This window comes from Streptomyces sp. HNM0645 (assembly GCF_030056615.1).
Classification (GTDB): Bacteria; Actinomycetota; Actinomycetes; order Streptomycetales; family Streptomycetaceae; genus Streptomyces; species Streptomyces marianii.
The window spans coordinates 20,963-44,113 of the sequence record NZ_JASHLT010000037.1 but is presented as its reverse complement, the minus strand read 5'-3'; the positions used below and the strand labels follow the sequence as shown (position 1 = coordinate 44,113).

At 73.6% G+C, this 23,151-nt stretch carries 17 protein-coding genes; 6 read left to right on the top strand and 11 right to left on the bottom strand.

The genetic code is table 11. The features are described 5' to 3' along the window. Nucleotides 1-123 precede the first annotated feature (123 nt). Together QMZ92_RS24115 and QMZ92_RS24110 are read right to left on the bottom strand one after the other, a co-directional pair. On the bottom strand, nt 124-1,458 hold the full coding sequence (locus QMZ92_RS24115; RefSeq protein WP_283299562.1) for an FAD-dependent oxidoreductase: 1,335 nt from the start codon (nt 1,456-1,458) through the stop codon (nt 124-126). A 364-nt stretch (nt 1,459-1,822) separates the two neighbouring features. Further along, nucleotides 1,823-2,722 (bottom strand): TIGR01777 family oxidoreductase, encoded by a 900-nt coding sequence (locus tag QMZ92_RS24110; protein WP_283299561.1) that lies wholly within the window; start codon nt 2,720-2,722, stop codon nt 1,823-1,825. Nucleotides 2,723-2,756: 34 nt separating this feature from the next. Here QMZ92_RS24110 and QMZ92_RS24105 point away from each other — a divergent pair, with 34 nt between their 5' ends. Continuing rightward, a complete protein-coding gene (locus tag QMZ92_RS24105) occupies nt 2,757-3,284 on the top strand; it encodes a GNAT family N-acetyltransferase (protein WP_283299560.1) in 528 nt (175 codons plus the stop codon). Here the strand turns inward: QMZ92_RS24105 and QMZ92_RS24100 are convergent. After that, a complete protein-coding gene (locus QMZ92_RS24100) occupies nt 3,274-3,951 on the bottom strand; it encodes a TetR/AcrR family transcriptional regulator (RefSeq protein WP_283299559.1) in 678 nt (225 codons plus the stop codon). The two genes, QMZ92_RS24105 and QMZ92_RS24100, sit on opposite strands and share 11 nt — an antisense overlap. A gap of 144 nt (nt 3,952-4,095) precedes the next feature. Further along, nucleotides 4,096-4,614: a DUF4240 domain-containing protein gene (locus QMZ92_RS24095; RefSeq protein WP_283299587.1), complete on the bottom strand. Its 519-nt coding sequence runs from the start codon at nt 4,612-4,614 to the stop codon at nt 4,096-4,098. Between the two features lie 204 nt (nt 4,615-4,818). Here QMZ92_RS24095 and QMZ92_RS24090 point away from each other — a divergent pair, with 204 nt between their 5' ends. Next, complete coding sequence (locus QMZ92_RS24090) at nt 4,819-5,739, top strand: SDR family oxidoreductase (protein WP_283299558.1); 921 nt, start codon at nt 4,819-4,821, stop codon at nt 5,737-5,739. Here QMZ92_RS24090 and QMZ92_RS24085 read toward each other — a convergent pair. From QMZ92_RS24085 to QMZ92_RS24060, 6 genes are all read right to left on the bottom strand, one after another. After that, the gene (locus QMZ92_RS24085) at nt 5,730-6,716 is read right to left on the bottom strand and encodes a helix-turn-helix transcriptional regulator (RefSeq protein WP_283299557.1); all 987 of its coding nucleotides are present in this window, start codon (nt 6,714-6,716) and stop codon (nt 5,730-5,732) included. The two genes, QMZ92_RS24090 and QMZ92_RS24085, sit on opposite strands and share 10 nt — an antisense overlap. A gap of 126 nt (nt 6,717-6,842) precedes the next feature. Next, on the bottom strand, nt 6,843-9,527 hold the full coding sequence (gene aceE / locus QMZ92_RS24080) for a pyruvate dehydrogenase (acetyl-transferring), homodimeric type (RefSeq protein WP_283299556.1): 2,685 nt from the start codon (nt 9,525-9,527) through the stop codon (nt 6,843-6,845). Between the two features lie 403 nt (nt 9,528-9,930). Next, complete coding sequence (locus tag QMZ92_RS24075; protein WP_093660153.1) at nt 9,931-10,554, bottom strand: GntR family transcriptional regulator; 624 nt, start codon at nt 10,552-10,554, stop codon at nt 9,931-9,933. A 109-nt stretch (nt 10,555-10,663) separates the two neighbouring features. Then, nucleotides 10,664-12,439: a 2-oxoglutarate dehydrogenase, E2 component, dihydrolipoamide succinyltransferase gene (gene sucB, locus QMZ92_RS24070; protein ID WP_283299555.1), complete on the bottom strand. Its 1,776-nt coding sequence runs from the start codon at nt 12,437-12,439 to the stop codon at nt 10,664-10,666. 96 nt (nt 12,440-12,535) lie between these two features. Next, nucleotides 12,536-13,924 (bottom strand): dihydrolipoyl dehydrogenase, encoded by a 1,389-nt coding sequence (gene lpdA, locus QMZ92_RS24065; RefSeq protein ID WP_138055761.1) that lies wholly within the window; start codon nt 13,922-13,924, stop codon nt 12,536-12,538. Nucleotides 13,925-14,255: 331 nt separating this feature from the next. Then, nucleotides 14,256-15,764, bottom strand: coding sequence for a leucyl aminopeptidase (locus QMZ92_RS24060; protein ID WP_283299554.1), 1,509 nt, complete (start codon nt 15,762-15,764; stop codon nt 14,256-14,258). 301 nt (nt 15,765-16,065) lie between these two features. Between QMZ92_RS24060 and QMZ92_RS24055 the strand changes: the two genes are divergently transcribed. The 4 genes from QMZ92_RS24055 to QMZ92_RS24040 all read left to right on the top strand — a co-directional run bounded on the left by QMZ92_RS24055 (nt 16,066) and on the right by QMZ92_RS24040 (nt 22,192). Next, on the top strand, nt 16,066-18,216 hold the full coding sequence (locus tag QMZ92_RS24055) for a hypothetical protein (RefSeq protein WP_283299553.1): 2,151 nt from the start codon (nt 16,066-16,068) through the stop codon (nt 18,214-18,216). A gap of 178 nt (nt 18,217-18,394) precedes the next feature. Beyond that, nucleotides 18,395-19,969, top strand: coding sequence for a GT4 family glycosyltransferase PelF (gene pelF, locus QMZ92_RS24050; protein ID WP_283299552.1), 1,575 nt, complete (start codon nt 18,395-18,397; stop codon nt 19,967-19,969). Then, on the top strand, nt 19,966-21,375 hold the full coding sequence (locus tag QMZ92_RS24045; RefSeq protein ID WP_283299551.1) for a hypothetical protein: 1,410 nt from the start codon (nt 19,966-19,968) through the stop codon (nt 21,373-21,375). Before pelF ends, QMZ92_RS24045 begins: the two co-directional genes overlap by 4 nt. A gap of 13 nt (nt 21,376-21,388) precedes the next feature. Beyond that, the gene (locus tag QMZ92_RS24040) at nt 21,389-22,192 is read left to right on the top strand and encodes an endo alpha-1,4 polygalactosaminidase (protein ID WP_283299550.1); all 804 of its coding nucleotides are present in this window, start codon (nt 21,389-21,391) and stop codon (nt 22,190-22,192) included. 118 nt (nt 22,193-22,310) lie between these two features. Here QMZ92_RS24040 and QMZ92_RS24035 read toward each other — a convergent pair whose 3' ends face one another. Further along, nucleotides 22,311-23,108 carry an adenosylcobinamide-GDP ribazoletransferase gene (locus QMZ92_RS24035; protein WP_283299549.1) on the bottom strand — a complete coding sequence of 266 codons (798 nt, stop codon included), beginning with the start codon at nt 23,106-23,108 and terminating at the stop codon, nt 22,311-22,313. Nucleotides 23,109-23,151: the final 43 nt, after the last annotated feature.

The following is a 23,151-nucleotide window of genomic DNA, read 5'->3' as shown; positions in this document are numbered from 1 at the left end:
CGGGATGCGCCTGCGGGTGCGACGGAGCCCACGTGTGGGGAGCCTCGGTGCCCCCGGTCCCGTCGGCCCGGTCCGGGCTGTGGCCCCGGAGCCGGACGGTCCCGTTCCCGGCAGTCCCGGTGGTCAGGCTGCGGCGGTACTGAGCAGCGCGGGTGCGAGTTCCGGCTGGATGCCGAAGTCGCGCAGTACCGCGTGTGCCGCCCGGCGCCCCGAGTACAGCGCGCCCTGGACGGTGCTCGTGTCCCGGTGGCCTCCGCAGACGTAGAGCCCGCAGAGCAGCCGCACCGGCCGGCGCAGGTCGTGGGGTGCGGGCATGGCGGGGACGGCCTCCGGGTCGTGGTGCACGTCCAGCAGCTCCCAGTCGGCGGTGGACGTTCCGTACAGCGTGGCGAGATGGGCCCGGACCCGTTCGTCGAGCGCGGCGGGCGGATCGCCCAGTACGGCGGAGGTGACCAGCACCCGGCCCTCGGGTGCACGCGACGGGTCGACCTCGCTCATCACCGCCGTGTGCGCGACCGGACCGGAGCCGTCCGCGTCCAGCACCAGGGCCGGCTCGGCCAACGGTGGTGCGGGGGCGGTGTGGTGCAGGACCGTCAGCGGGTGGAAGTCCGGCACCCGAAGCCCCGGGAGGAGGGCCGCCGCGGCCCGGGCTCCCGTCGCCACGAGCAGGGAGCGGCAGGTGAAGGTGCCGTGCTCCTCGGTGGTGACCGAGGAGATGGATGCCTCGGTCACCCGGGCACCGGTGAGTACGGTGCCCGGCGGCAGCGCGTCCGCGAGCAGTTCGGGAAGCCTGTCGGCGCCACCCGTCGGCACACAGAGCCGACCGCGCGCGAAGCCGCGCAGCACGAGGTCGGTGCAGCGGCTGGAGGAGACCAGCTCGGCGTCGTTCAACAGGGCGGCGAGCAGCGGCCGGAGGAAGCCGTGAACGGTGCGCGGGGGCAGACCGCGGCTGAACAGGGCCTCGTGTGCGGGAAGTTCACGCCGGGCCAGCAGGCGACGGGGCGGTGTCGCGGCGAGCCGTCCGAGCGCCGCCGCGAGCCGGGCCTGGTCGAAGGCGCCGCCGAGGGGTGTCCGGGGGGCGCTTGCCAGGGCGCGCGCCGCAGTCAATGCGCCCCTCGCGCGCCGCGCGCCTCCCGTCCCCCGCATGCCGAGAACCTCTCCGGCGCGGTGGTGCCGGCCCTCGCTGTGCACGAGCACGCCGGGCGAGAACCGGCTCAGCGGGAGGCCGGCCAGGGCGGGGGTGCGGCGGAGTTCCGGATACGAGGTGTTGAGCAGCCGTACCGTCCGGTCGAGCCGGAACCCGTCCAGCTCCCCGGTGGCCGTCCGGCCCCCCACCCTCGGTCCGGCCTCCAGTACGACGACCGTGACTCCCGCACTGGTCAGCCGATGAGCCGCCGCGAGCCCGGCGATCCCGGCTCCGACGATGACGACGTCCGCGTGGCGTGCGCTGCTGAGCACGTGCCCCTCCCCGAGGTCGGCGCGGCTGTGGTGGGGTGCTCATGCCCCCAACCGGCTGGCGGAATGCCGAAGTTCGGAACGAGGGTAGAAACCCGGCCGCGGGAATCCACGCGCGCGCGGCGGGCGCCCGGGAGCACGGGGTCGCACGGCCGTGCGACCTGCTTCGGGCCGGTGCGCACGCTGGGGCGTGCGGAGCGCACCACCGTCTTCGCGCGGAAGCGCCGGGCGTGAAGGGCAGCGCCCCGGCGGTGCCCGCGCCGGCCCACGGCGAGGGCCGCTCAGGCGCCCGCCCCGGCGGAGCCCCCTCGGGCCGTCGGCCCCCGGCGCCGCCGGTCCGTCGGGCCTGCCCGTGTCCGTGTCCGTGTCAGGCGAGCGCCGCGCGGATCGCCTCGTCGATGGACGGATGGGAGAACGCGAAGCCGGAGTCGAGGAGCTTCCTCGGCACGACCCGCTGGCTGCCGAGGACGTCCTCCGCGAACTCGCCGAGATACACGCGCAGGGCGACCGGCGGCACCGTGAGCAGGGTCGGACGGTGGAGCACACGGCCCATCGCCGCCGTCACCTCGCGATTGGTCAGCGGTTCCGGAGCGGTCAGATTGACCGGGCCGGACAGGGCGTCCGTGTCCACGATGTGGCGCAGCGCCGCGACCTCGTCCTGCAGGGAGATGAAGCTCCAGAACTGGCGGCCGCTGCCCAGCCGCCCGCCCAGGCCCGCCCGGAACAACGGGAAGAGCCTTCCCCACGCACCGCCCTCACGCGCCACCACCAGGCCCGTGCGGGCGAACGCCACCCGGATGCCCGCCTCCTCGGCCGGTGCCGCCGCGGCCTCCCACTCCTCGCAGACACCGGGCAGGAAGCCCGCACCGGGGGGCGCGCTCTCGTCGACCGCGCGGTCGCCCGTGTCGCCGTAGTACCCGATCGCGGAGCCGCACACCAGCACCCGCGGCGGCTCCTCCAGCGACGCCAGCGCCTCCGCGAGCGCGGCCGTGCCGAGCACCCGGCTGTCCCGGATCTCCTTCTTGTACGCCGCGCTCCAGCGCCGGTCGCCCACGCCGGCGCCCGCGAGATGGACGACCGCCTCGCAGCCGACGAGCCCCGCCGCGTCCACGTACTGCCGTGCCGGGTCCCACCGGACCTCGTCCGCGGCCCGAGGCGCCCGTCTGACGAGCCGCACCACCTCGTGCCCACCCCTGCCCTCGGCCCGCAGGGAACGCACCAGTGCCGAACCGATCAGACCGCCCGCGCCCGTCACAGCAATACGCATGCGTCACATCCTGCCCCATGACACAGTGACCGCCATGTCCGAACCCGGCACGCCCTTCGTCATACGCCCGGCACAGGGAACCGACGACACCGCCCTCGCCGAACTCGACCGCGCCACCTGGTCGACGCTGCACGCCGTCCAGCCGCGCCCGGTCCCCCCGTACCGGCCGTTCTTCGACGAGGCCCACCCGCCGGAGCAGCACCTGGTCGCCGAACCCGTGACCGAAGGAGCGGTCGGTGACGGAAGAATCGCCGGGTACATCCGTGTCTGCGCCCCCACCCCGCTCTCCTGCAACCAGCACGTACGCCAGATCCAGGGCCTCGCGGTGGCCGACTGGGCGCGCGGACGGGGCGTCGCGCGGGCGCTGCTCCGCGCCGCCGGTGACGCGGCACGCCGGGAGGGCGCGGTCCGCCTCACCCTGCGGGTGCTCGGGCACAACACCCCGGCCCGCCGGCTCTACGAGTCGGAGGGCTACACCGTCGAGGGAGTCCTGCCCGGCGAGTTCTTCCTCGCCGGGCGGTACGTCGACGACGTGCTCATGGGACGCCCGCTCACCGGATAGCCCGGCCGGCCCGGGTCACGGGGGCCAACGGGCGGAGACCGCCGGACAGTTCGCGCAGACACCGCACCGCAGGACCGGCCGGCGGCTCGGTATCGCCCGCCGTCCCGGGCGGCGCGTCCGACGCGGCCCAGACCTCCAGTCCGATCCGCAGCGCGTCCACGGCGACCGCCGCCGCGAGCCGCAGCTCCAAGGGGTTGGCGTCCGGCCCGGCCAGCCCGGCGAGCACCGGTACCAGGCGCTCCTCCGACTCCTGGTTCACCCGGTACCAGACAGCCCGCAGCGCCGGATCCCGTACCGCCGCGCGCAGCAGCGCCCGGCTACGGCGCAGCCCCTCGGCCGATCCGCCCTCCGGCACCGACAGCGCCGCGGCGAGCGTCCGCTCCAGGACCTCGGGCAGCGGGGTGCCCGGGCCGGCGGCCGCGAGGAGCGCCCGCCAGCGCTCGGCGGCCATGGCGAGCAAGGGCCCGGCGGCCTCCTGTTTGTTGCGGAAGTACCGGTAGAACGTGCGCAGGGCCACCCCGGCCCGGTCCGCGATCTCCTCGGCCGACGTGGCGTCCGGGCCGCGCTCCGTGAACAGTTCCGCGGCGGCGCGGGCGATCTCCAGCCGGGTCGCGGCCTTGCGGCGCTCGGTCAGCGGCCGGCGAGGTGACGGCGGCGTGGTGCTCACCGGACGAAGGGTACGCCCGCCGGCAGCAGACGGGACCGACCGTACGTCAGGGCCCGGAGCATCACCCGTCCGTGCGCCGTACGCACTCCGTCCGTGCACGCTCGCGGAGCGTTTCGCGCTCCGGCGCGCGCCCGCACAGAACACCTAGGACCCGAAGCGCTCCCACAGCGCCGGGAACCGCTCCGCGAGCACCCGGTCGTTCTCGAGGTCGAACGGGGTGCCCTCCGGTTCCGCGGACTGCGCGGCGATCCCCAGATCGGGTGCGGCCGTTCCGGTGAGCTGCTCGTAGGCCTCGTCGGCCGCGTACCCCAGCTCCTCACCGTCTCCGTCGATCTCCTCGTCGAAGTCGTCCAGGAGTTCGGCGAGGGAGTCCGGGTCGTGCACGGCGCCCTCGAAGACCTCCCGGCCCTGGCCGATCAGCCAGCAGCGGAAGTAGTCGAACGCGTCGTCGCTCGCCCCGTCCAGCAGCACGGTGGCCGCCCCCCACAGATCCCAGCGGTACGCACGGTTGTAGCGGGACTCGAAGTGCCGCGCGAAGTCCACGACGGAGTCGGGGTCGAGCTGCAGCAGTCGTTCGACGAGCAGGTCGGCGTGGTCCTCGGGGTCACCCTCGGCGGCCTCGCGCGTGCTGTCGATGATCTCCCAGAACTCCGTCTCGTCCATCACGGGACAAGCATCGGGGCTCGCGGGGGGCCGCGCACGTGGAGCGGCCGAAATACAGCCCCTCGGAAATCGGCCGGGACACACGGCCGGGCCACGGCCCGGGAGGCGGCCGGGCCGTGGCCGTGACACGGACCGGAGCACGGCCGGGAAACGGGTCGGGAAATGCGGACGGAGGATGTCGGAATTCCGTGCGAGCGTCGCAGCATGACGACCGAAACAGCACTGCAGGGGAAGATCGCGCTCGTCGCGGGCGCGACACGGGGCGCGGGCCGGGCCATCGCCGTACAACTGGGCGCGGCGGGCGCCACCGTCTATGTGACCGGACGCACCACGAGGGAGCGCGTCAGCGAGGTCGGCCGGCCGACCGAGACCATCGAGGAGACGGCCGAACTGGTCACGGCGGCGGGCGGCCTGGGCGTCGCGGTCCCCACCGACCACCTGGACGCGGCCGCGGTCCGCGCGCTCGTCGCCCGCGTCGACGAGGAGCACGGCCGGCTGGACGTCCTCGTCAACGACGTCTGGGGCGGCGAACACCTCGTCGTCTGGGACACCAAGATGTGGGAGACCGACCTCGACCGCGGACTGCGCATGCTGGAACTGGGCGTCCGCAGCCACATCATCACCAGCAGCTGCGCCCTGCCCCTGCTCGCGCGCCGGCCCGGCGGGCTCGTCGTCGAGGTCACCGACGGCACGGCGGAGACCAACCGCCGCTTCCGCGAGAACTTCTACTACGACCTCGCCAAGAACGCCCCGATCCGCATGGCGTTCACCCTCGGCGAGGATCTGAAGGACACCGGCTGCACCGCGGTGTGCGTGACGCCGGGCTATCTGCGCTCCGAGCAGATGCTGGAGGCCCTCGGGGTCCGCGAGGACAACTGGCGGGACGCGGTGGCCCACCAGCCCCACTTCGCCGTCGCCGAGTCGCCGGTGTACGTCGGCCGCGCCGTCGCCGCCCTCGCCGCCGACCCGGACCGGGCCCGCTGGAACGGCCGGTCGCTCTCCAGCGGACAACTGGCCCGGGAGTACGGCTTCACGGACACCGACGGGAGCCGGCCGGACGCCTGGGCGTACTTCGAGGACGTCGTGCACGGGGGCAGGGAGGGGACGGCGGAGGACTACCGCTGAGCTGTGGTCCCGGCGGTCGGGCCCCCGTAGAGGGCGTGCATGCCGGCCGCGGCCTCCGCGAACCTCTCGCGGAGACCCTGCGGGCCCAGTACCTCCGACTCCGGCCCGAGCGACAGGAGCTGGGTGAACGCCACCACTTCGGACTCCACCGGCAGCGTGATCGTGCGCCACCCCCGGTCGTCCGCCGGGCCCGCCGCCGCCAGCGCCTCCTCGGCGGCGGCCCGGTCCGTGACGTAGGGCAGCCGGCGGGCCGCCTCCGGGGACAGCCGCAGCACCACCTCGGCCCTCAGGATCGACCGGGCGAACTGTGCGGCGCGCTCCTCCCAGAAGGCGGGCAGATCGAAGGACGCGTCCCGCTCGAAGCGCTCGGCGGTCAGGGAGACGGCCGTGAACCGGTCGATGCGGTAGACGCGGAACGACGTGCCGTCGGCGAGGGCGCACAGGTACCAGACCCCGGCCTTCAGGACGAGGCCGTACGGCTCCAGCCGCCGCTCGGCGTCCCGGTAGCGGGCCGTCACCACCCGGTCGTCCCACACGGCCTCGGCGACCACCGGCAGCAGGTCCGGGGTCTCCGGCTCCTGGTACCAGCCGGGCGCGTCCAGATGGAACCGCTGCGCCGCGGAGCGCGAGGCGTCCCGCAGCGACGGGATCAGCGCGGCGGAGACCTTGAGCCGCGCGGCGGAGGCCGCGTCCTCCAGCCCCATCTCGCGCAGCGCCCCGGGCAGCCCGGACAGGAACAGCGCCTCGGCCTCGCTCCTGGCCAGCCCGGTCAGCCGGGTCCGGTACCCGCCGACGAGCCGGTACCCCCCTGCCCTTCCGCGGTCCGCGTACACCGGGACCCCCGCCTCCGACAGCGCGAGCGCGTCCCGGGTGACGGTCCGCTCGGAGACCTCCAGCTCCCGGGCGAGCTCGGCGGCGGTCATGGAGGGGCGGGACTGGAGCAGCAGGACCATCTTGATGAGCCGGGCAGCGCGCATGGTGGCCATTGTCGCGTCCCGTGCGGACGGGGACCGTCGTCCGGGCCGCCGGAGCGGCCGGGACCGGAACGCGGACGCCCCCGCGGCCCGAGGGGGCTGCGGGGGCGTCCGGGAGAGCCCGGGGGCTCAGAAGCCGTAGCGCTCGCGGGCGTCCTTCACCGCGGACGCGGGGACCTCCCCGCGCCGCGCGAGCTGCGCCAGCGCCGCGACCACGATCGACTGCGCGTCCACACCGAAGTGGCGGCGCGCCGCCTCACGGGTGTCCGACAGGCCGAAGCCGTCCGCTCCCAGCGACGACCAGTCCTGCTCCACCCACTGGGCGATCTGGTCCGGCACCTGCCGCATGTAGTCGCTCACCGCGAGCACCGGACCCTCGGCGCCCTCCAGAGCCCGGCGCACGTACGGGATCCGGGACTCGCCGCGCAGCAGCGCCTCGTCCGCCTCCAGGGCGTCGCGCCGCAGCTCGGTCCAGGACGTCGCCGACCACACGTCCGCCGTGACGCCCCACTCGGCGGCCAGCAGACGCTGCGCCTCCAGCGCCCAGTGGATCGCCGTGCCCGACGCGAGCAGCTGGATGCGCGGGTCGTCCGCCGCGCCCTCGCCCTCCTTGAAGCGGTACAGGCCGCGGACGATGCCCTCGTCGACACCCTCCGGCTTCGCGGGCTGCGGCATCGGCTCGTTGTAGACCGTCAGGTAGTAGAAGACGTCCGGGTCCTCGTCCGGGCGGGCCTCACCGAACATCCGGCGCAGACCGTCCTTGACGATGGCCGCCACCTCGTAGGCGAACGCCGGGTCGTACGTGAGCGCCGCCGGGTTCGTGGCCGCGATCACCGGCGAGTGGCCGTCCGCGTGCTGCAGGCCCTCGCCCGTCAGGGTCGTACGGCCTGCCGTGGCGCCGACGAGGAAGCCCTTGCCGAGCTGGTCGGCCAGCTGCCACATCTGGTCGGCGGTCCGCTGCCAGCCGAACATCGAGTAGAAGATGTAGAAGGGGATCATCGTCTCGCCGTGCGTCGCGTACGACGACGCGGCGGCGATGAAGTCCGCCATCGAACCGGCCTCGGTGATGCCCTCGTTGAGGATCTGGCCGTTCTTCGCCTCGCGGTAGTACATGAGCTGGTCGCGGTCGACCGGCTCGTAGGTCTGGCCCTTCGGCGAGTAGATGCCGAGCGAAGGGAACAGCGACTCCATACCGAAGGTGCGGGCCTCGTCCGGGACGATCGGAACCCAGCGCCTGCCGGTCTCCTTGTCGCGGATCAGATCCTTGACCAGGCGGACGAACGCCATGGTCGTCGCCACCGACTGGTTGCCGGAGCCCTTGTCGAAGGCGGCGAAGGCCTTCTCGGCGGGTGCGGGCAGCGGGGCGACCGGGTGGACGCGGCGGGCCGGGGCCGGTCCGCCGAGGGCCGCGCGGCGCTCCTGGAGGTAGCGGACCTCGGGGGAGTCCGCACCGGGGTGGCCGTAGGGCACCTGTCCGTCGGCGAAGTCGCCGTCCCTGATCGGCAGGTCGAGCAGGTCCCGCATGGCCTTGAACTCGTCCGCCGTCAGCTTCTTCATCTGGTGGTTGGCGTTCTTGGACGCGAAGCCCTCGCCGAGCGTGTAGCCCTTGACCGTCTGGGCCAGGATCACCGTCGGGGCGCCCTCGAACTCCAGCGCGGCCTTGTACGCGGCGTACACCTTGCGCGGCTCGTGGCCACCGCGCGAGAGGTGGAAGCACTCCAGGATCTTGTCGTCCGGGAGCAGCTTCGCCATCTCGACGAGCGCGGGGTCCTTGCCGAAGAAGTCCTCGCGGATGTAGGCGGCGTCGCGCGTCTGGTACGTCTGGACCTGTGCGTCCGGGACCTCGCGCAGCCGGCGGACCAGGGCGCCCGTGGTGTCGAGCTGGAAGAGCTCGTCCCAGGCGTTGCCCCAGAGCGTCTTCACGACGTTCCAGCCGGCGCCGCGGAACTGGGCCTCCAGCTCCTGCACGATCTTGAAGTTGGCGCGGACCGGGCCGTCGAGGCGCTGGAGATTGCAGTTGATCACGAAGGTCAGGTTGTCCAGACCCTCACGGCTGGCCAGGGCGAGCGCCGCGGTCGACTCGGGCTCGTCCATCTCGCCGTCGCCGAGGAACGCCCAGACGTGCGAAGCGGAGACGTCCTTGATGCCGCGGTTGGTCAGATAGCGGTTGAAGCGCGCCTGGTAGATCGCCGACAGCGGGCCGAGGCCCATGGAGACCGTCGGGAACTCCCACAGCCAGGGCAGCCTGCGCGGATGCGGGTAGGAGGGCAGGCCGTTGCCGCCCGCCTCCTGGCGGAAGTTGTCGAGGTGCGCCTCGGTGAGACGCCCGTCGAGGAAGGCGCGGGCGTAGATGCCGGGGGAGGCGTGGCCCTGGATGTAGAGCTGGTCGCCGGAGCCGTCCCGCTCCTTGCCGCGGAAGAAGTGGTTGAAGCCGGTCTCGTAGAGCCAGGCGGCGGAGGCGAAGGTGGCGATGTGGCCGCCGACGCCGTGCTTGGCGCCGCGGGTCACCATCGCGGCGGCGTTCCACCGGTTCCAGGCGGTGATCCGGCGCTCCATCTCCTCGTCACCGGCCGGGACGGGCTCGGCGGCGGTGGGGATGGTGTTGACGTGGTCCGTCTCCAGAAGCTTGGGCAGGTCGAGCCCCTCGACGCCCTCGGCGTGCTGGAGGGTGCGGCGCATCAGGTACGCGGCGCGATGGGGGCCGGCGGCCTTGGTGACGGCGTCCAGGGAGGCCGCCCATTCGGCGGTCTCCTCGGTGTCACGGTCCGGGAGCTGGTCGAGCTCGCTCGGAAGCATGGCTACGGGGTCGGTCATGACACCGCCTTCCGGAGAGGAGGGGAGGTGGAGATGGGGCCTGTCTGGCAGGACGGGGCCGGGCGGACTGGTGAGTCCGTGGTGAACTGTAAGCCGACGATCGATGATCGATCAAAGCGTTGAGGGAAAAACTTCTTCAGACCGAGAAAGTCGGCACAGGGTGTCGCGAAACGGGGCACGCGGTGCCGGTCGGCCGGGCCCGCTCCGGCGCGCGTGCTGCGCGGTCGGGGCGCTCCCGACCGCGGTGCGGGTCCCTCGCCGACCGGGGCGCGCACAGGGGTGGGCGCACGTCCCGGAGCGGTGTCGCACCCGTGGAGGCCGCCCCGCGTCGCCCGTGCGGGGCGGCCTCCACGACGGGCGAAGCACTCCGCACGGACGCGCGCCGTCCACCCCGGGTGCCGCGCTATGCGCGGGGGGCGCAGCCCAGGACGTGGGCCTTCACGAGGGCGCCGATCTGCGGATCACGCCGGCGGAACGCCTCCACCAGCTCCTCGTGCTCCTCCGCGTACGACTTCTGCTTCGTCCCCAGCCACCGGATGGACAGCGCGGTGAAGACCTCGATCCCCAGGCCCTCCCAGGTGTGCAGCAGCACCCCGTTGCCCGCCGCCTTCACCAGCTCCCGGTGGAACGCCACCGTGTGCCGCACCTGCGCCGTCCCGTCCGCGGCACGGTCCGCCTCGTACAGCGCCGCGACGTGCGGTTCCAGTGCCGAGCAGTCGGCGGCCAGCCGCTCCGCGGCCAGCTCTGCGGCGATCTGCTCCAGTCCGGCCCGGACCGGGTAGCTCTCCTCAAGGTCGGCCGCGGTGAGGTTGCGCACCCGCACGCCCTTGTTGGGGGCGGACTCGATCAGCCGCAGGGACTCCAGCTCCCGCAGGGCCTCCCGTACGGGCGTCTGGCTCACGGCCAGTTCCGTGGCGATACGGCGCTCGACGATCCGCTCGCCCGGCTTCCAGCGGCCGCTGACGATGCCCTCCACGATGTGCTCGCGGATCTGGTCGCGCAGCGAGTGGACGACGGGCATGGTCATGAACCGCTCCTTCAATAAGAGAAGACTCCTAGACAATACGGCGGCGGCCCCGCCCGGAAGTACTCCCGGGCGGGGCCGCCGCTGGTGAGGCTGGTTACAGCCGAGGCGCTCAGAGGCCGAGCTCGACCTCGAACTCACCGGCCTCGAGGATCGCCTTGACCGTGGTCAGGTAGCGGGCGGCGTCGGCGCCGTCCACCAGACGGTGGTCGTAGGAGAGCGTCAGGTACGTCATGTCGCGGACGCCGATGACGGTGCCCTCGGGCGTCTCGATGACGGCCGGACGCTTCACCGTGGCACCGATGCCCAGGATCGCGACCTGGTTCGGCGGCACGATGATCGTGTCGAACAGCGCACCGCGCGAACCGGTGTTGCTGATCGTGAAGGTCGCACCGGCCAGCTCGTCCGGCGTGATCTTGTTGCCGCGGACCTTGCCCGCCAGGTCGGCGGTGGCCTTGGCGATACCGGCCAGGTTGAGGTCGCCCGCACCCTTGATGACCGGGGTCATCAGGCCCTTCTCGGAGTCCACGGCGATGCCGATGTTCTCCGAGTCGAAGTAGGTGATGGTGCCCTCGTCCTCGTTGATCCGGGCGTTGACGACCGGGTGGGCCTTCAGCGCCTGGGCCGCGGCCTTGACGAAGAACGGCATCGGGGAGAGCTTGACGCCCTCCCGCGCCGCGAACCCGTCCTTGGCCTGGGCGCGCAGCTTCATCAGCCGCGTGACGTCGACCTCGACGACCGACGACAGCTGGGCCTGGCCGTGGAGCGCCTTCATCATGTTGTCGCCGATGACCTTGCGCATACGGGTCATCTTGACGGTCTGGCCGCGCAGCGGGGACGGCTCGGTCGAGACACCGGCCGGGGCCTTCCCGGCGGCCGGAGCGGCGGCGGCCGGAGCCGGCGCGGCGGCCTTCGCGGCCTCCGCGGCGGCGACCACGTCCTGCTTGCGGATGCGGCCGCCGACACCGGTGCCCCTGACCGAGGACAGGTCCACACCGCTCTCGGCCGCCAGCTTGCGGACCAGCGGGGTGACGTAGGCACCCTCGTCCGCGGCCGTCGTGGCCGTCGTGGCCGGGGCCGGGGCGGCAGCGGCGGGCGCTGGCTGAGCCGGGGCTGCGGGAGCCGGAGCCGCCGGCTGGGCCGGGGCGGCGGCGGGCGCGGGCTGCGCGGGGGCCGGAGCCGCCGACTGCGCGGGGGCCGGAGTGGCGGCGGGCTGCGCCGGAGCCGGGGCGGCGGCCGCGGGGGCGGCCGGTGCGGCACCCGGGGCGCCGATGACGGCGAGCTTCGCTCCGACCTCGGCGGTCTCGTCCTCGCCGACCACGATCTCCAGCAGCACGCCGGAGGCCGGTGCGGGGATCTCGGTGTCGACCTTGTCGGTGGAGACCTCGAGCAGGGGCTCGTCCTCCGTGACCTCCTCGCCGACCTCCTTCAGCCAGCGGGTCACGGTGCCCTCGGTGACCGACTCGCCCAGTGCGGGCAGGACGACGTCGGTGCCCTCGGCGCCGCCGTCACCGGCGTCCTCGGCGGTCGGGGCCGGAGCGGGCGCGGCCTGCTCCGCGGCCGGGGCGGCCGGGGCGGCCTGCTCCGGCTCGGGGGCGGGGGCCTGGGCCTGCTCGGCGGCGGGCTGCGGGGTGGCGGCCGCCGCACCCGAGCCGTCGTCGATGACGGCCAGCTCGGCGCCGACCTCGACGGTCTCGTCCTCAGCGACCTTGATGGACGACAGGACGCCGGAGGCCGGTGCGGGGATCTCGGTGTCGACCTTGTCGGTCGACACCTCGAGCAGCGGCTCGTCGGCCTCGACGCGCTCGCCCTCGGCCTTCAGCCAGCGGGTGACGGTGCCCTCGGTGACGCTCTCGCCGAGCGCCGGGAGGGTTACGGAAACCGGCATGGTTTCGGTTGCTCCTTACGGTGGGGTCTCCCCGGCTCGCGCGAAGCGCGGGGCCGGGGGAAGTGCGGTAGTGGTCGTCGCGCCCGTGGACTCGGCTCAGTCGTGGGAGTGGAGGGGCTTGCCGGCCAGGGCCAGGTGGGCCTCGCCGAGCGCCTCGCTCTGCGTCGGGTGCGCGTGGACGAGCTGCGCGACCTCGGCCGGCAGAGCCTCCCAGTTGTAGATCAACTGGGCCTCGCCGACCTGCTCGCCCATACGGTCACCGACCATGTGGACGCCGACCACGGCACCGTCCTTGACCTGGACGAGCTTGACCTCGCCGGCGGTCTTCAGGATCTTGCTCTTGCCGTTGCCCGCCAGGTTGTACTTCAGAGCGACGACCTTGTCCGCGCCGTAGACCTCCTTGGCCTTGGCCTCGGACAGGCCCACGGAGGCGACCTCGGGGTGGCAGTACGTCACCTTCGGCACGCCGTCGTAGTCGATCGGGACGGTCTTCAGACCGGCCAGGCGCTCCGCCACCAGGATGCCCTCGGCGAACCCGACGTGCGCGAGCTGGAGGGTCGGGACGAGGTCGCCGACGGCCGAGATGGTGGGCACGTTCGTGCGCATGTACTCGTCGACCAGGACGTAGCCGCGGTCCATCGCGACGCCCTGCTCCTCGTAGCCCAGGCCCTGGGAGACCGGGCCGCGGCCGACGGCGACCAGCAGCACCTCGGCCTCGAAGGTCTTGCCGTCGGCGAGGGTGACCCGCACGCCGTCCTCGGTGTACTCGGCCTTCTCGAAGAAGGTGCCGAGGTTGAACTTGATGCCGCGCTTGCGGAAGGCCCGCTCGAGGAGCTTCGAGCTGTTCTCGTCCTCGACCGGGACGAGGTGCTTCAGGGCCTCGATGATCGTGATGTCGGTGCCGAAGGACTTCCAGGCCGAGGCGAACTCGACACCGATGACGCCGCCGCCCAGGACGATCGCGGACTTCGGCACGCGGTCCAGGACCAGCGCGTGGTCGGAGGAGATGATCCGGTTGCCGTCGATGGTCAGGCCGGGCAGCGACTTCGGCACCGAACCGGTGGCGAGGAGGACGTGGCGGCCCTCGACCCTGCGGCCGTTGACGTCGACGGACGTCGGGGAGGACAGTCGGCCCTCGCCCTCGATGTACGTGACCTTGCGGGAGGCGACCAGACCCTGCAGGCCCTTGTACAGCCCGGAGATCACCTCGTCCTTGTACTTGTGCACGGCCGGGACGTCGATGCCCTCGAAGGTGGCCTTGACGCCGAACTGCTCGCTCTCGCGGGCCTGGTCGGCGATCTCGCCGGCGTGCAGCAGGGCCTTGGTGGGAATGCATCCGCGGTGCAGGCAGGTGCCGCCGACCTTGTCCTTCTCGATCAGGGCGACGTCCAGGCCCAGCTGAGCTCCGCGCAGGGCCGCGGCGTAACCACCGCTGCCACCGCCGAGGATCACTAGGTCGAAAACGGTGCTGGCGTCGTTCGCCACGTCACGTCCTCCATGCATGTGCGCCGGGCGCCGGTGTCTCCCAGGGCGGGGGACTACCGGGCGGCGGCTGGTGTTCGGCCGCTTGTCTTCGGCCCTGTGGTGGGGGCCCTGTCCTGCCGAGAACCCATCTTCGCACTTGTCGACGGAGGGCGGGACGCGGGGCCGGGATACGGGACGGCGGTTCGGCCGTCCCCGGCGGTTACCTGTACGTACGAACCTACGGATTTCGTCGAGGGCGAACGGAAGGCCGGCGCCCGGTATTCCTGCGGACCGGGGGCGCCGGCCCGGGGCGGCGGGTTCCGGGCGTCCCCCGGAACCCGCCGGGCCGGCGTCAGCCCAGGTCGCCGTCGGCCGTGCGCTCGGCCAGCCTGACCAGGGTGCGGACCGCGGAGCCGGTGCCGCCCTTGGGGGTGTAGCCGAACGGCGCGCCCTCGTGGAAGGCCGGCCCCGCGATGTCCAGGTGGGCCCAGGTGATGCCCTCGCCGACGAACTCCTTCAGGAACAGTCCCGCGACCAGGCCGCCGCCCATCCGCTCGCCCATGTTCGCGATGTCGGCGGTCGGGGAGTCCATGCCCTTGCGCAGGTCCGCGGGGAGCGGCATCGGCCAGGAGTCCTCGCCGGCCTCCTCCGCGATCTCGTGGACCGAGGTGCGGAACGCCTCGTCGTTGGACATGATCCCGAAGCGCCGGTGGCCCAGTGCCAGGACCATCGCGCCGGTGAGCGTCGCCACGTCCACGATCGCGTCCGGGCTCTCCTCCGAGGCCTTGGTGATCGCGTCGGCCAGCACCAGGCGGCCCTCCGCGTCGGTGTTGAGTACCTCGACCGTCTTGCCGCTGTACATGCGCAGGACGTCGCCGGGCCGGGTGGCGTTGCCCGACGGCATGTTCTCGGCCAGCGCCAGCCAGCCGGTGAGGTTCACGCGCAGCCCGAGCCGGGCCACCGCGACGACGGCGGCGAACACGGCGGCGGCGCCGCTCATGTCGCACTTCATCGTCTCGTTGTGGCCGGCCGGCTTCAGCGAGATGCCGCCGGAGTCGTAGGTGATGCCCTTGCCGACGAGCGCGAGGGACTTCTCCGCGTCCGGGTGCGTGTACGCCAGCTTCACCAGGCGCGGGCCGTGGACCGCGCCCTGGCCGACGCCGAGGATGCCGCCGAAGCCGCCCTTGACGAGCGCCTTCTCGTCCCAGACCTGCACCTTGAGGCCGTGCTCCTTGCCGGCGGCGGTGGCGACGGCGGCGAACGACTCGGGGTAGAGGTCGTTCGGCGGTGTGTTGATCAGGTCGCGGGCGCGGTTCATCTCGCCGGCCACGGCGACGGCACGCTCCGCGGCGGCCTTGAAGGCCTTGTCGCGCGGCTTGGTGCCCAGCAGCGCCACCTCGGCCAGCGGCTTCTTGGCGTTCTTCTCGTCCTGGTAGGTGGTGAAGGCGTACGCGCCCAGCAGTGCGCCCTCCGCGATCGCCTGGGCGTCCTCGGCGGCCTCGACCGGCAGCGCGAACGCGGCCTTCTTCGAGCCGGTCAGCGCGCGGGCGGCGGAACCGGCGGCGCGGCGCAGCGACTCGGCCGGATACGCGTCGTCCTTCTCCGGTGCGGCGCCGAGCCCGACCGCGATCACGACCGGGGCCTTCAGGCCCGACGGCGCGGGCAGCTTGGTCACCTCGCCCTCGGCACCGGAGGCGCCGAGGGTCTCGAGGACGGTGGCGAGCTTCCCGTCGAACGCCGCGTCCACGGCCTCGGCGCCGGCTGCGACGACCGGGCCCTTGGCGCCCTTGGCGACGCCGACGACGACCGCGTCGGCGCGCAGCGTCGCAGCGCCGGCTGTGCTGAGAGTGAGAGCAGTCACGGTGGTGAAATCTCGCTTCCGTTGAGTTTCCTGGGCCGAAGTGGTGGGTCGGCCGCCCGGCGCATCGTAAGTCGGGCGGGTCGGAGCGCCGCCACGAGCCTACGCGCGCCCGCGATGTTCGCTCGTGCCGACGGGGATTCACCCATCCGTGGTGTCTCCGCCGAGTTGCCCACCCGGTCGGCGAGCCCTGCGTCACACTCGGGCCGAATGCGCAAGGGAGCAAGTGGCTGCTTTGCATGATTTCCACATGTCCTCCCCGGTGTCTTCGCGGGGAGGATCAACAAGGGGTGGGGGAAACACCATGGCACCCGTATTCGCCACGGGGTTCGGCACGCGTGCAGTGACGAGCGGATCCGGCCGGGCGTCCGCGCCGGGCACGCTTCACGAGGGAACGGCCGGGCGGGGGCCCGGCCGAGGGGGCAGGCTCGGCGCGGCGGCGGTCGCGCTCACCACGTCGGCGCTGTTCGCGGCGGCACTGCCCGCGTCCCCGGCGGCGGCCGCCGACCCGGTGCCGCGGGTCGACCTGAAGGTCCTCGTCGTCGACGACGGAGGCTCGGCGGTCGCCGCCGTCACCTCCGAGCTGCGGAGCACCGGCGTCCCGTACAGCGTGCTCGACCTCGGGGACCCGGGCCGTCCGAAGATCGACGCGGCGTTCCTGAGCGACACCGTGAGCGGCCGGCCGCGCGCCAAGTACCAGGGAGTGGTGCTGCCGAACGAGACCCCGTTCGGGTCGGACTCCGCCGGGACGGCGGAGCAGGCCGCGCTCGTCGCGTACGAGAAGCGGTTCGGCGTCCGCCAGGTCGACGCCTACACCTGGGCCCACCCCGGAGTGGGGCTCGACTACACCAGCGAGGGCGGCTGGTCCGGCACGCTCGACGGCACGGCGGCCGCGGTGACCGCGGCGGGCCGGTCCGGTCCGTTCGGGTACCTCGACGGTGCCCTGGCCTTCGAGGACAACGCGCCGGGGATCAGCGAGAGCTACGGCTACCTGGCCCGCCCGCGCGAGGGATTCACCAGCTACGTGGATGCCCCGGTGCCGGGCGGCGAGGGCCGCGCCAGCCTCCTCGGGGAGTACGCCCACGACGGGCGCCGCGAGCTCGTCGTCACCTTCGCGTACAACCAGCACCAGCGGCAGTTCCGGCTGCTGGCGCGCGGTATCGTCGAATGGCTCACCCAGGGCGTCCACCTCGGCCGGAGCCGCAACTACTTCTCGGTCCACATCGACGACGTCTTCGCGCCCGACGCCCGCTGGGACACCGAGCGCAACTGCACACCCGGAGACATCGACTGCGCCGGGGGAGCGGGCGAGCAGACCCCGGACATCCGGATGACCGCCGCCGACGCGCAGTACGCCGCCCAGTGGCAGCGCGCCAGCGGCTTCACCCTCGACATGGTCTACAACGCCGGCGCCGGCGAGGAGTGGAAGGCCGAGAACGGCGGCACGGACGCGCTCACCGCGCAGCTGCTCGCCGACCGGGCCCAGTACCGCTGGGTCAACCACACCTACACCCACCCGTTCCTCGGCTGCGTCCAGGACGTCTCCGTCGTCCCCTGGCAGTGCTCGAAGGACTCGGCGGGCAACTTCCGCTGGATGAGCCGCGCCGAGATCTCGGCGCAGATCCGCGACAACCACAACTGGGCGGTCGACAAGGGCGTCTCCGTCGACCGCACGGAGCTCGTCACCGGAGAGCACTCGGGGCTGAAGACGCTTCCGCAGCAGCCGGTGGACAACCCCAACCTGGCGCCCGCGCTCGCCGACAACGGCGTCAGGTGGATCGCGAGCGACAACTCCCGCGAGCCCCAGCAGCGCCCCGTCGGCAGCGCCGTCACCGTGCCCCGCCACCCGATGAACGTGTACTACAACGTGGGCACGGCGGCCGAGATGGCCGACGAGTACAACTGGATCTACACCTCCCGGGCCGACGGCGGAAGCGGTATCTGCGAGACCAACCCGGCCTCCACCTGCCTGGACGAACCGCTCGACGTGGCCACCGGCTACGGCACGTACATCGTCCCGCAGGAGGCCAGGATCGCCCTCGGCCACATCGTGGCCAACGACCCCCGTCCGCACTACGTCCACCAGTCCAACCTGGCCGAGGGCCGCATCCTCTACCCCGTCCTCGACCGGATCCTGGACGACTACCGGGCGCTGTTCGCCGACAACACACCCCTCGTCAACCCGCGCCACCGCGACGCCGGCACGGAACTGGGCCGCCGCGCCGCCTGGCAGTCGGCCCTCGACGCCGGCCGGGTCACCGCGTACCGGATCGGCACCACCGTCACCGTCCAGGCTCCCACCGGCGTGGTCGTCCCGGTCACCGCACCCGAGGGCACCCGCAAGCAACTCCTGCTCGGCACGAGTGTCTTCGGCACCGCCTACGCCGGTCAGCGCTCGGCCTGGACCCAGCCGGAGCTGCTCCAGTCCGCCGTCACCCTGCGGCTGCCCTCCTGACCGGGCCGGGCCGGTAGTTCCGCGCGCACCCCGGCCCGCACGGCCGGGGTGCGTCGCCCGCACCCGCGCACGCCCACTCACCTCGCGTCGCGCCGGGGCACCTCCCGTGCCCCGGCCCTTCGCACCCTCATCACTCTCAACACCCTCAGCACCGTTATGTCCAGGGGGACACAGCACGATGAGCCAGGGACGCCGTGTCACCATGCTCACCGAAGGCACCTATCCACACGTCCACGGCGGTGTCAGCACCTGGTGCGACCAACTGGTCCGGGGCATGCCCGAGGTCGACTTCACCGTCATCTCCCTCACCGGCAGCGGCCGTGAGCCCGTCGCCTGGGAGCTGCCGCCCAACGTCCGCGCCCACACCGCCGTTCCGCTGTGGGGGCCGCGGCCGGGCCGCGGCCGCTCCCCGCGCCGCGGCGCCGACCGCAGCCGCTTCCTCGACACCCTCGAGCGCTTCCTGCTGTCCCTGCTCGACCCGGAGGCACACGCCGACTTCGCCCCCGCGCTCGACGAGCTGGCCGACGAGGCGCGCGGGGGCCGGCTCTCCGCCGCGCTCCGCACCGAGGCCGCCGTCCGCACCCTGATGTGCCTGTGGACCCGGCAGTCCCTGCCCACCGCCGCCGCCGGACCCACCGTCCACGACGCCCTCACCGCGGTCGACCTGCTCGAACACGCTCTGCGCCCGCTGGCGGTGCGCATCCCGGGGGACAGCGTCGCCCACGCCGTCAGCAGCGGCCTCGCCACCCTGCCCGCGCTCGCCGCACAGCGCCTGGACGGCGTGCCGTTCCTCCTCACCGAGCACGGCATCTATCTGCGCGAGCGCTACCTCGGATACCGCACCGAGGCACCGCGCTGGCCGGTCAAGGCGCTGATGCTCGGCTTCCACCGCGAGCTCAGCACCCTCGGCTACGAGCGCGCCGATCTGATCACCCCGTGCAACCGCTACAACCGGCGCTGGGAGGAGCGCGGCGGCGCGCTCCCCGGAAAGATCCGCACGGTCTACAACGGCGTCGACCCGCACGCCTTCCCGCACGCCGGGGCCGAACCGGCCGTGCCCACCCTCAGCTGGGCAGGCCGGATCGACCCCGTCAAGGACCTCGAGACGCTGGTCCGTGCCTTCGCCCTGGCCCGGGCGGAGGTCCCGGACCTGCGGCTGCGGCTGTTCGGCGCGGCGCCGGCCGGGTGCGAGTGGTACGCCACCGGGCTGGAGAAGCTCGCCGCCGAACTGGGCGTCGCCGACGGGGTGTTCTGGGAGGGCCGGGTCGACGACGTGGCGCGTGCGTACGCCGCGGGGCACGTCGTGATGCTCTCCAGCATCAGCGAGGGCTTCCCGTTCTCGATCATCGAGGCGATGTCCTGCGGGCGCACGACGGTGTCCACCGACGTGGGCGGGGTGCGCGAGGCCGTCGGCGACACCGGCCTGGTGGTCCCGCCGCGCGAGCCCGAGGCGCTGGCCGCCGCCGCCCTGGAACTGCTCCGGGACGACGTGCGCCGCGCCGAACTGGGCCGCCGCGCCCGGCAGCGGGTCGTCGACCTCTTCACCCTGAGGCGTTCGGTGGACGCCTTCCGGCAGATCTACCGGGAGCTCGCCGGTACGCCGGGGGCGGTGTACGAGCCGCCGGCCGCCGAGACGGTCGCCGACTGGACCCTGGAGCTGAGGGACCCCTGGTACCAGGAGCACACGGCCTGGGGGCACCACTGGTCCGAACCGGCCGCCCCCTCCGCGCCCGCCGGAGGGGGTGGCCGGTGAGCGGCTCGCCGTGGCCGAAGGGCCCGGGGACGGCCGTGCGGGACGCCCTGCCGCCGACGCCGGAGAAGCGGGGCCCCGGCCGGGCCGGGGGCGACCCGGTCGACGAACTGGCCGGGCGGCTGGCCGGTCTCGTGGGGACGGCGGTCCATCCCGACGAGGTGGCGGCGCTGCTGGAGGCCGACGGGCTGACGGACGAGCAGATACGCCGGCGGTACGGACACGACGACTCCTTCGCCCTGGCGGAGGACCTGTACGCACGCGTCGAGCGGCGCTTCCCACGGTCCGAGGAACCGCCGCCGGGCCCCGGGAGCCCGACGCTCCTCGTGTGTCTGCTGCGGGGTCTGCTGTTCACCCTCCCGGGGCTGGGCCACGTCCTGGCCGCTCCGGTCCTCGCGGCCGGCCGCCCCGCCTACGCCCCGCTGCTCGCGGCGGCGCTGGCCGGCTGGGCCTGGAACCAGGCCCTCGCCCACCGCGCGTACACCTGGCTGGGGCTGGGCGACCGCCCGGCGGCGGCTCGGGCGCTGCTGCGGGGCGCGCCCGTGGGGGTGCTGCTCGGCGCTGCTGCCGCCGCGGCCGCGGCACCCGTTCATGTTCCGGCGCTCCTGTTCGCCGCGGGTCAGTCGCTCTATCTCGCCGCGGCGACGGTGCTGCTGGTGCTCGGCCGAGAGCGTGTCCTGCTGCCGGCCCTGCTGCCGCTGGTGGGCGGGGCGCTGTTCGCGGCAGTGCACCCGGTGCCCGCCTGGGCGCACCTCGCGCTCCCCCTGGCGTCGGTCACCGCGGCCGTGGGCCTCGCGGCGGGCGCGGTCGCGGGCGTGCTGCGGTCGGCGGCCTCAGCCGGCCGTGGCCGGAACGGATGCCGGCGCACGGGGCCGGGAGGGCTGGGCGGTTCGGTGCCGTACGGCCTCTTCGGGCTCGGCTCCGGGGTGCTGGTGCTCCATGTCGCCCTGGATTCACCGCCGTTCGCGGTGGCCCTCACCCTCGGTATGGGACCCGGGGAGTGGCTGCTGCACCGGTTCCGTGCCGACAGCCTCGCCGGACTGCGGGCCTGCACCTCCCCGCGGGCCTTCCGGATGTCGGTCGCGGCGGCGCTGGTGCGGGCCCTCGCCGGGTACGCGGGCGCCCTGCTGACGCTCATGGCCGCCGCGCTGCTGCTGTGGCCCGGTGGGGGAGCCGGCCCGGACGCGGCCACCGCGGCCGGTGTGCTGCTGCTCGGGGCGGTGCTGTGGACCGGGCTGCTGCTCCAGGCGTTCGGGGCCGTGCTGAGCCCGGCCCTGGTGTGCTGTGCCGCCGCGTTCGTCCCGCCGCTCCTGCCCGGCTCGGAGCTGCTTCTCGTCCCGGCCGCCGCGTCGGCGGTGCTCGTCCTGCTGGTCTGTGCTCAGCTGGGCCGGATCACCGCACATCGCTGAGGGAGCCCCGGACATGCGCCTTCCCGCCCGGACGAGAAGCCTGCTGCTGCCGCTCGTGGCGCTGCTGCTGCTCGTCGGCTGCACCTCCGTCCCGGACGACCCCGCGCCGCCGCGCACCACCCGCTGGCTGCCGGGGCCCGGTACGCCGTGGCAGTGGCAGCTCAGCGGCCGGCTGGACCCGGACGTGGACGTCCCGGTGTACGACATCGACGGCTTCGAGCACCCGAGGTCCACGGTCGCCGACCTCCAGCGGCGCGGCCGGAAGGTGATCTGCTACCTGTCCACCGGCGCCTGGGAGGAGTTCCGTCCCGATGCCGCGCGGTTCCCCCGGGAACTGCTCGGCAAGGGGAACGGCTGGCCGGGGGAGCGCTGGCTCGACATCCGCCGCGCGGACGTGCTGGAGCCGCTGATGGCCGAGCGCTTCGACATGTGCCGGGACAAGGGCTTCGACGCGGTCGAGCCCGACAACATGGACGGCTATGCCAACGACACCGGCTTCCCCCTCACCGCCGGCGACCAGCTCCGCTACAACCGACTGATCGCCCGGATGGCCCACGAGCGAGGGATGTCGGTCGGGCTGAAGAACGACCTGGACCAGATCCCCGAGCTCGTCGGCGACTTCGACTTCGCCGTCAACGAGCAGTGCGCGCAGTACGCGGAGTGTGCGGCGCTGACGCCGTTCGTCGAGGCGGGCAAGGCCGTCTTCCACGTCGAGTACGAGGTGCCGGCCGGCCGCTTCTGCCCCCAGGCGCGGCGGCTCGGACTGAGTTCGATGCTGAAGCGCTACGAACTGGACGCCTGGCGCCGACCCTGCTGACCCGGCTCCACAGGGGACTCGCCGCCCGTGCGGGTGGGCAGGCCACGGGACCGGGCGGCCGTCGGGGTCCCGTGCGGGCGCCCGCCGCTCGTCCGTGCCCGGCGCGCGGCGCGGCCGGCTACCAGGGCGACCCGACGACGAGTGCGAGCAGCGCCGCGGTGGCCGCGGTCTCCGCGATCCCCCCGAACACATCGCCCGTGACCCCGCCGAAGCGCCGTACGCAGTGCCGCAGCAGCAGTTCGGCGGCGGCGGTCCCGGCGAGTACGGTCAGCGCGAGCCGCAGCGGTCCGTACCCGCCCGGCAGCGTTCCCCAGGCGGCGCAGACGGCGGCGACCACGAGGGTGACCGCCAGCGCCTGCCGCACCGGGACGGTGGCGGCGACCATCGCGCCCAGCCCCTCCGGGCGGGCGGCGGGGACACCGGTGCGGGAGGCGAGCGTCAGCGCCAGCCGGGCCACGACTCCGGCGGCGGCCGCCGCCGTCGCCCCGTACGCCCAGCCGCGCCCGTAGAGTTCGTGCAGCGCCGCGACCTGGGCCAGCAGCACGAACAGCAGGGTGATCACCCCGAACGGCCCGACGTCCGACCGTTTCATGATCCTCAGTGCGTCCTCGGCGGGCTTGCCGCTGCCCAGGCCGTCGGCGGTGTCAGCGAGTCCGTCCAGGTGCAGACCGCGGGTGAGGACGGCGGGCACGGCGGCGGACGCGACCGCGGCGAGCAGCGGACCCGCGCCGAGCAGTAGGAGCAGCCCGCCGGCGGCCGCCGCGCAGAGGCCGACGACGAGTCCGGCGAGCGGGGCCCAGCGCATTCCGGCACGTGCCGCGTCGCGGTCCCAGCGGGTCACGCGCACCGGCAGCACCGTGAGGGTGCCGAAGGCGAACCGCAGGCCCACGGGTCCGTCTGTGTTGAGGGAGCTCACCGCGCGCAGGGTAGCCGGTGCGCCACGACGGTAAATTGCGCAT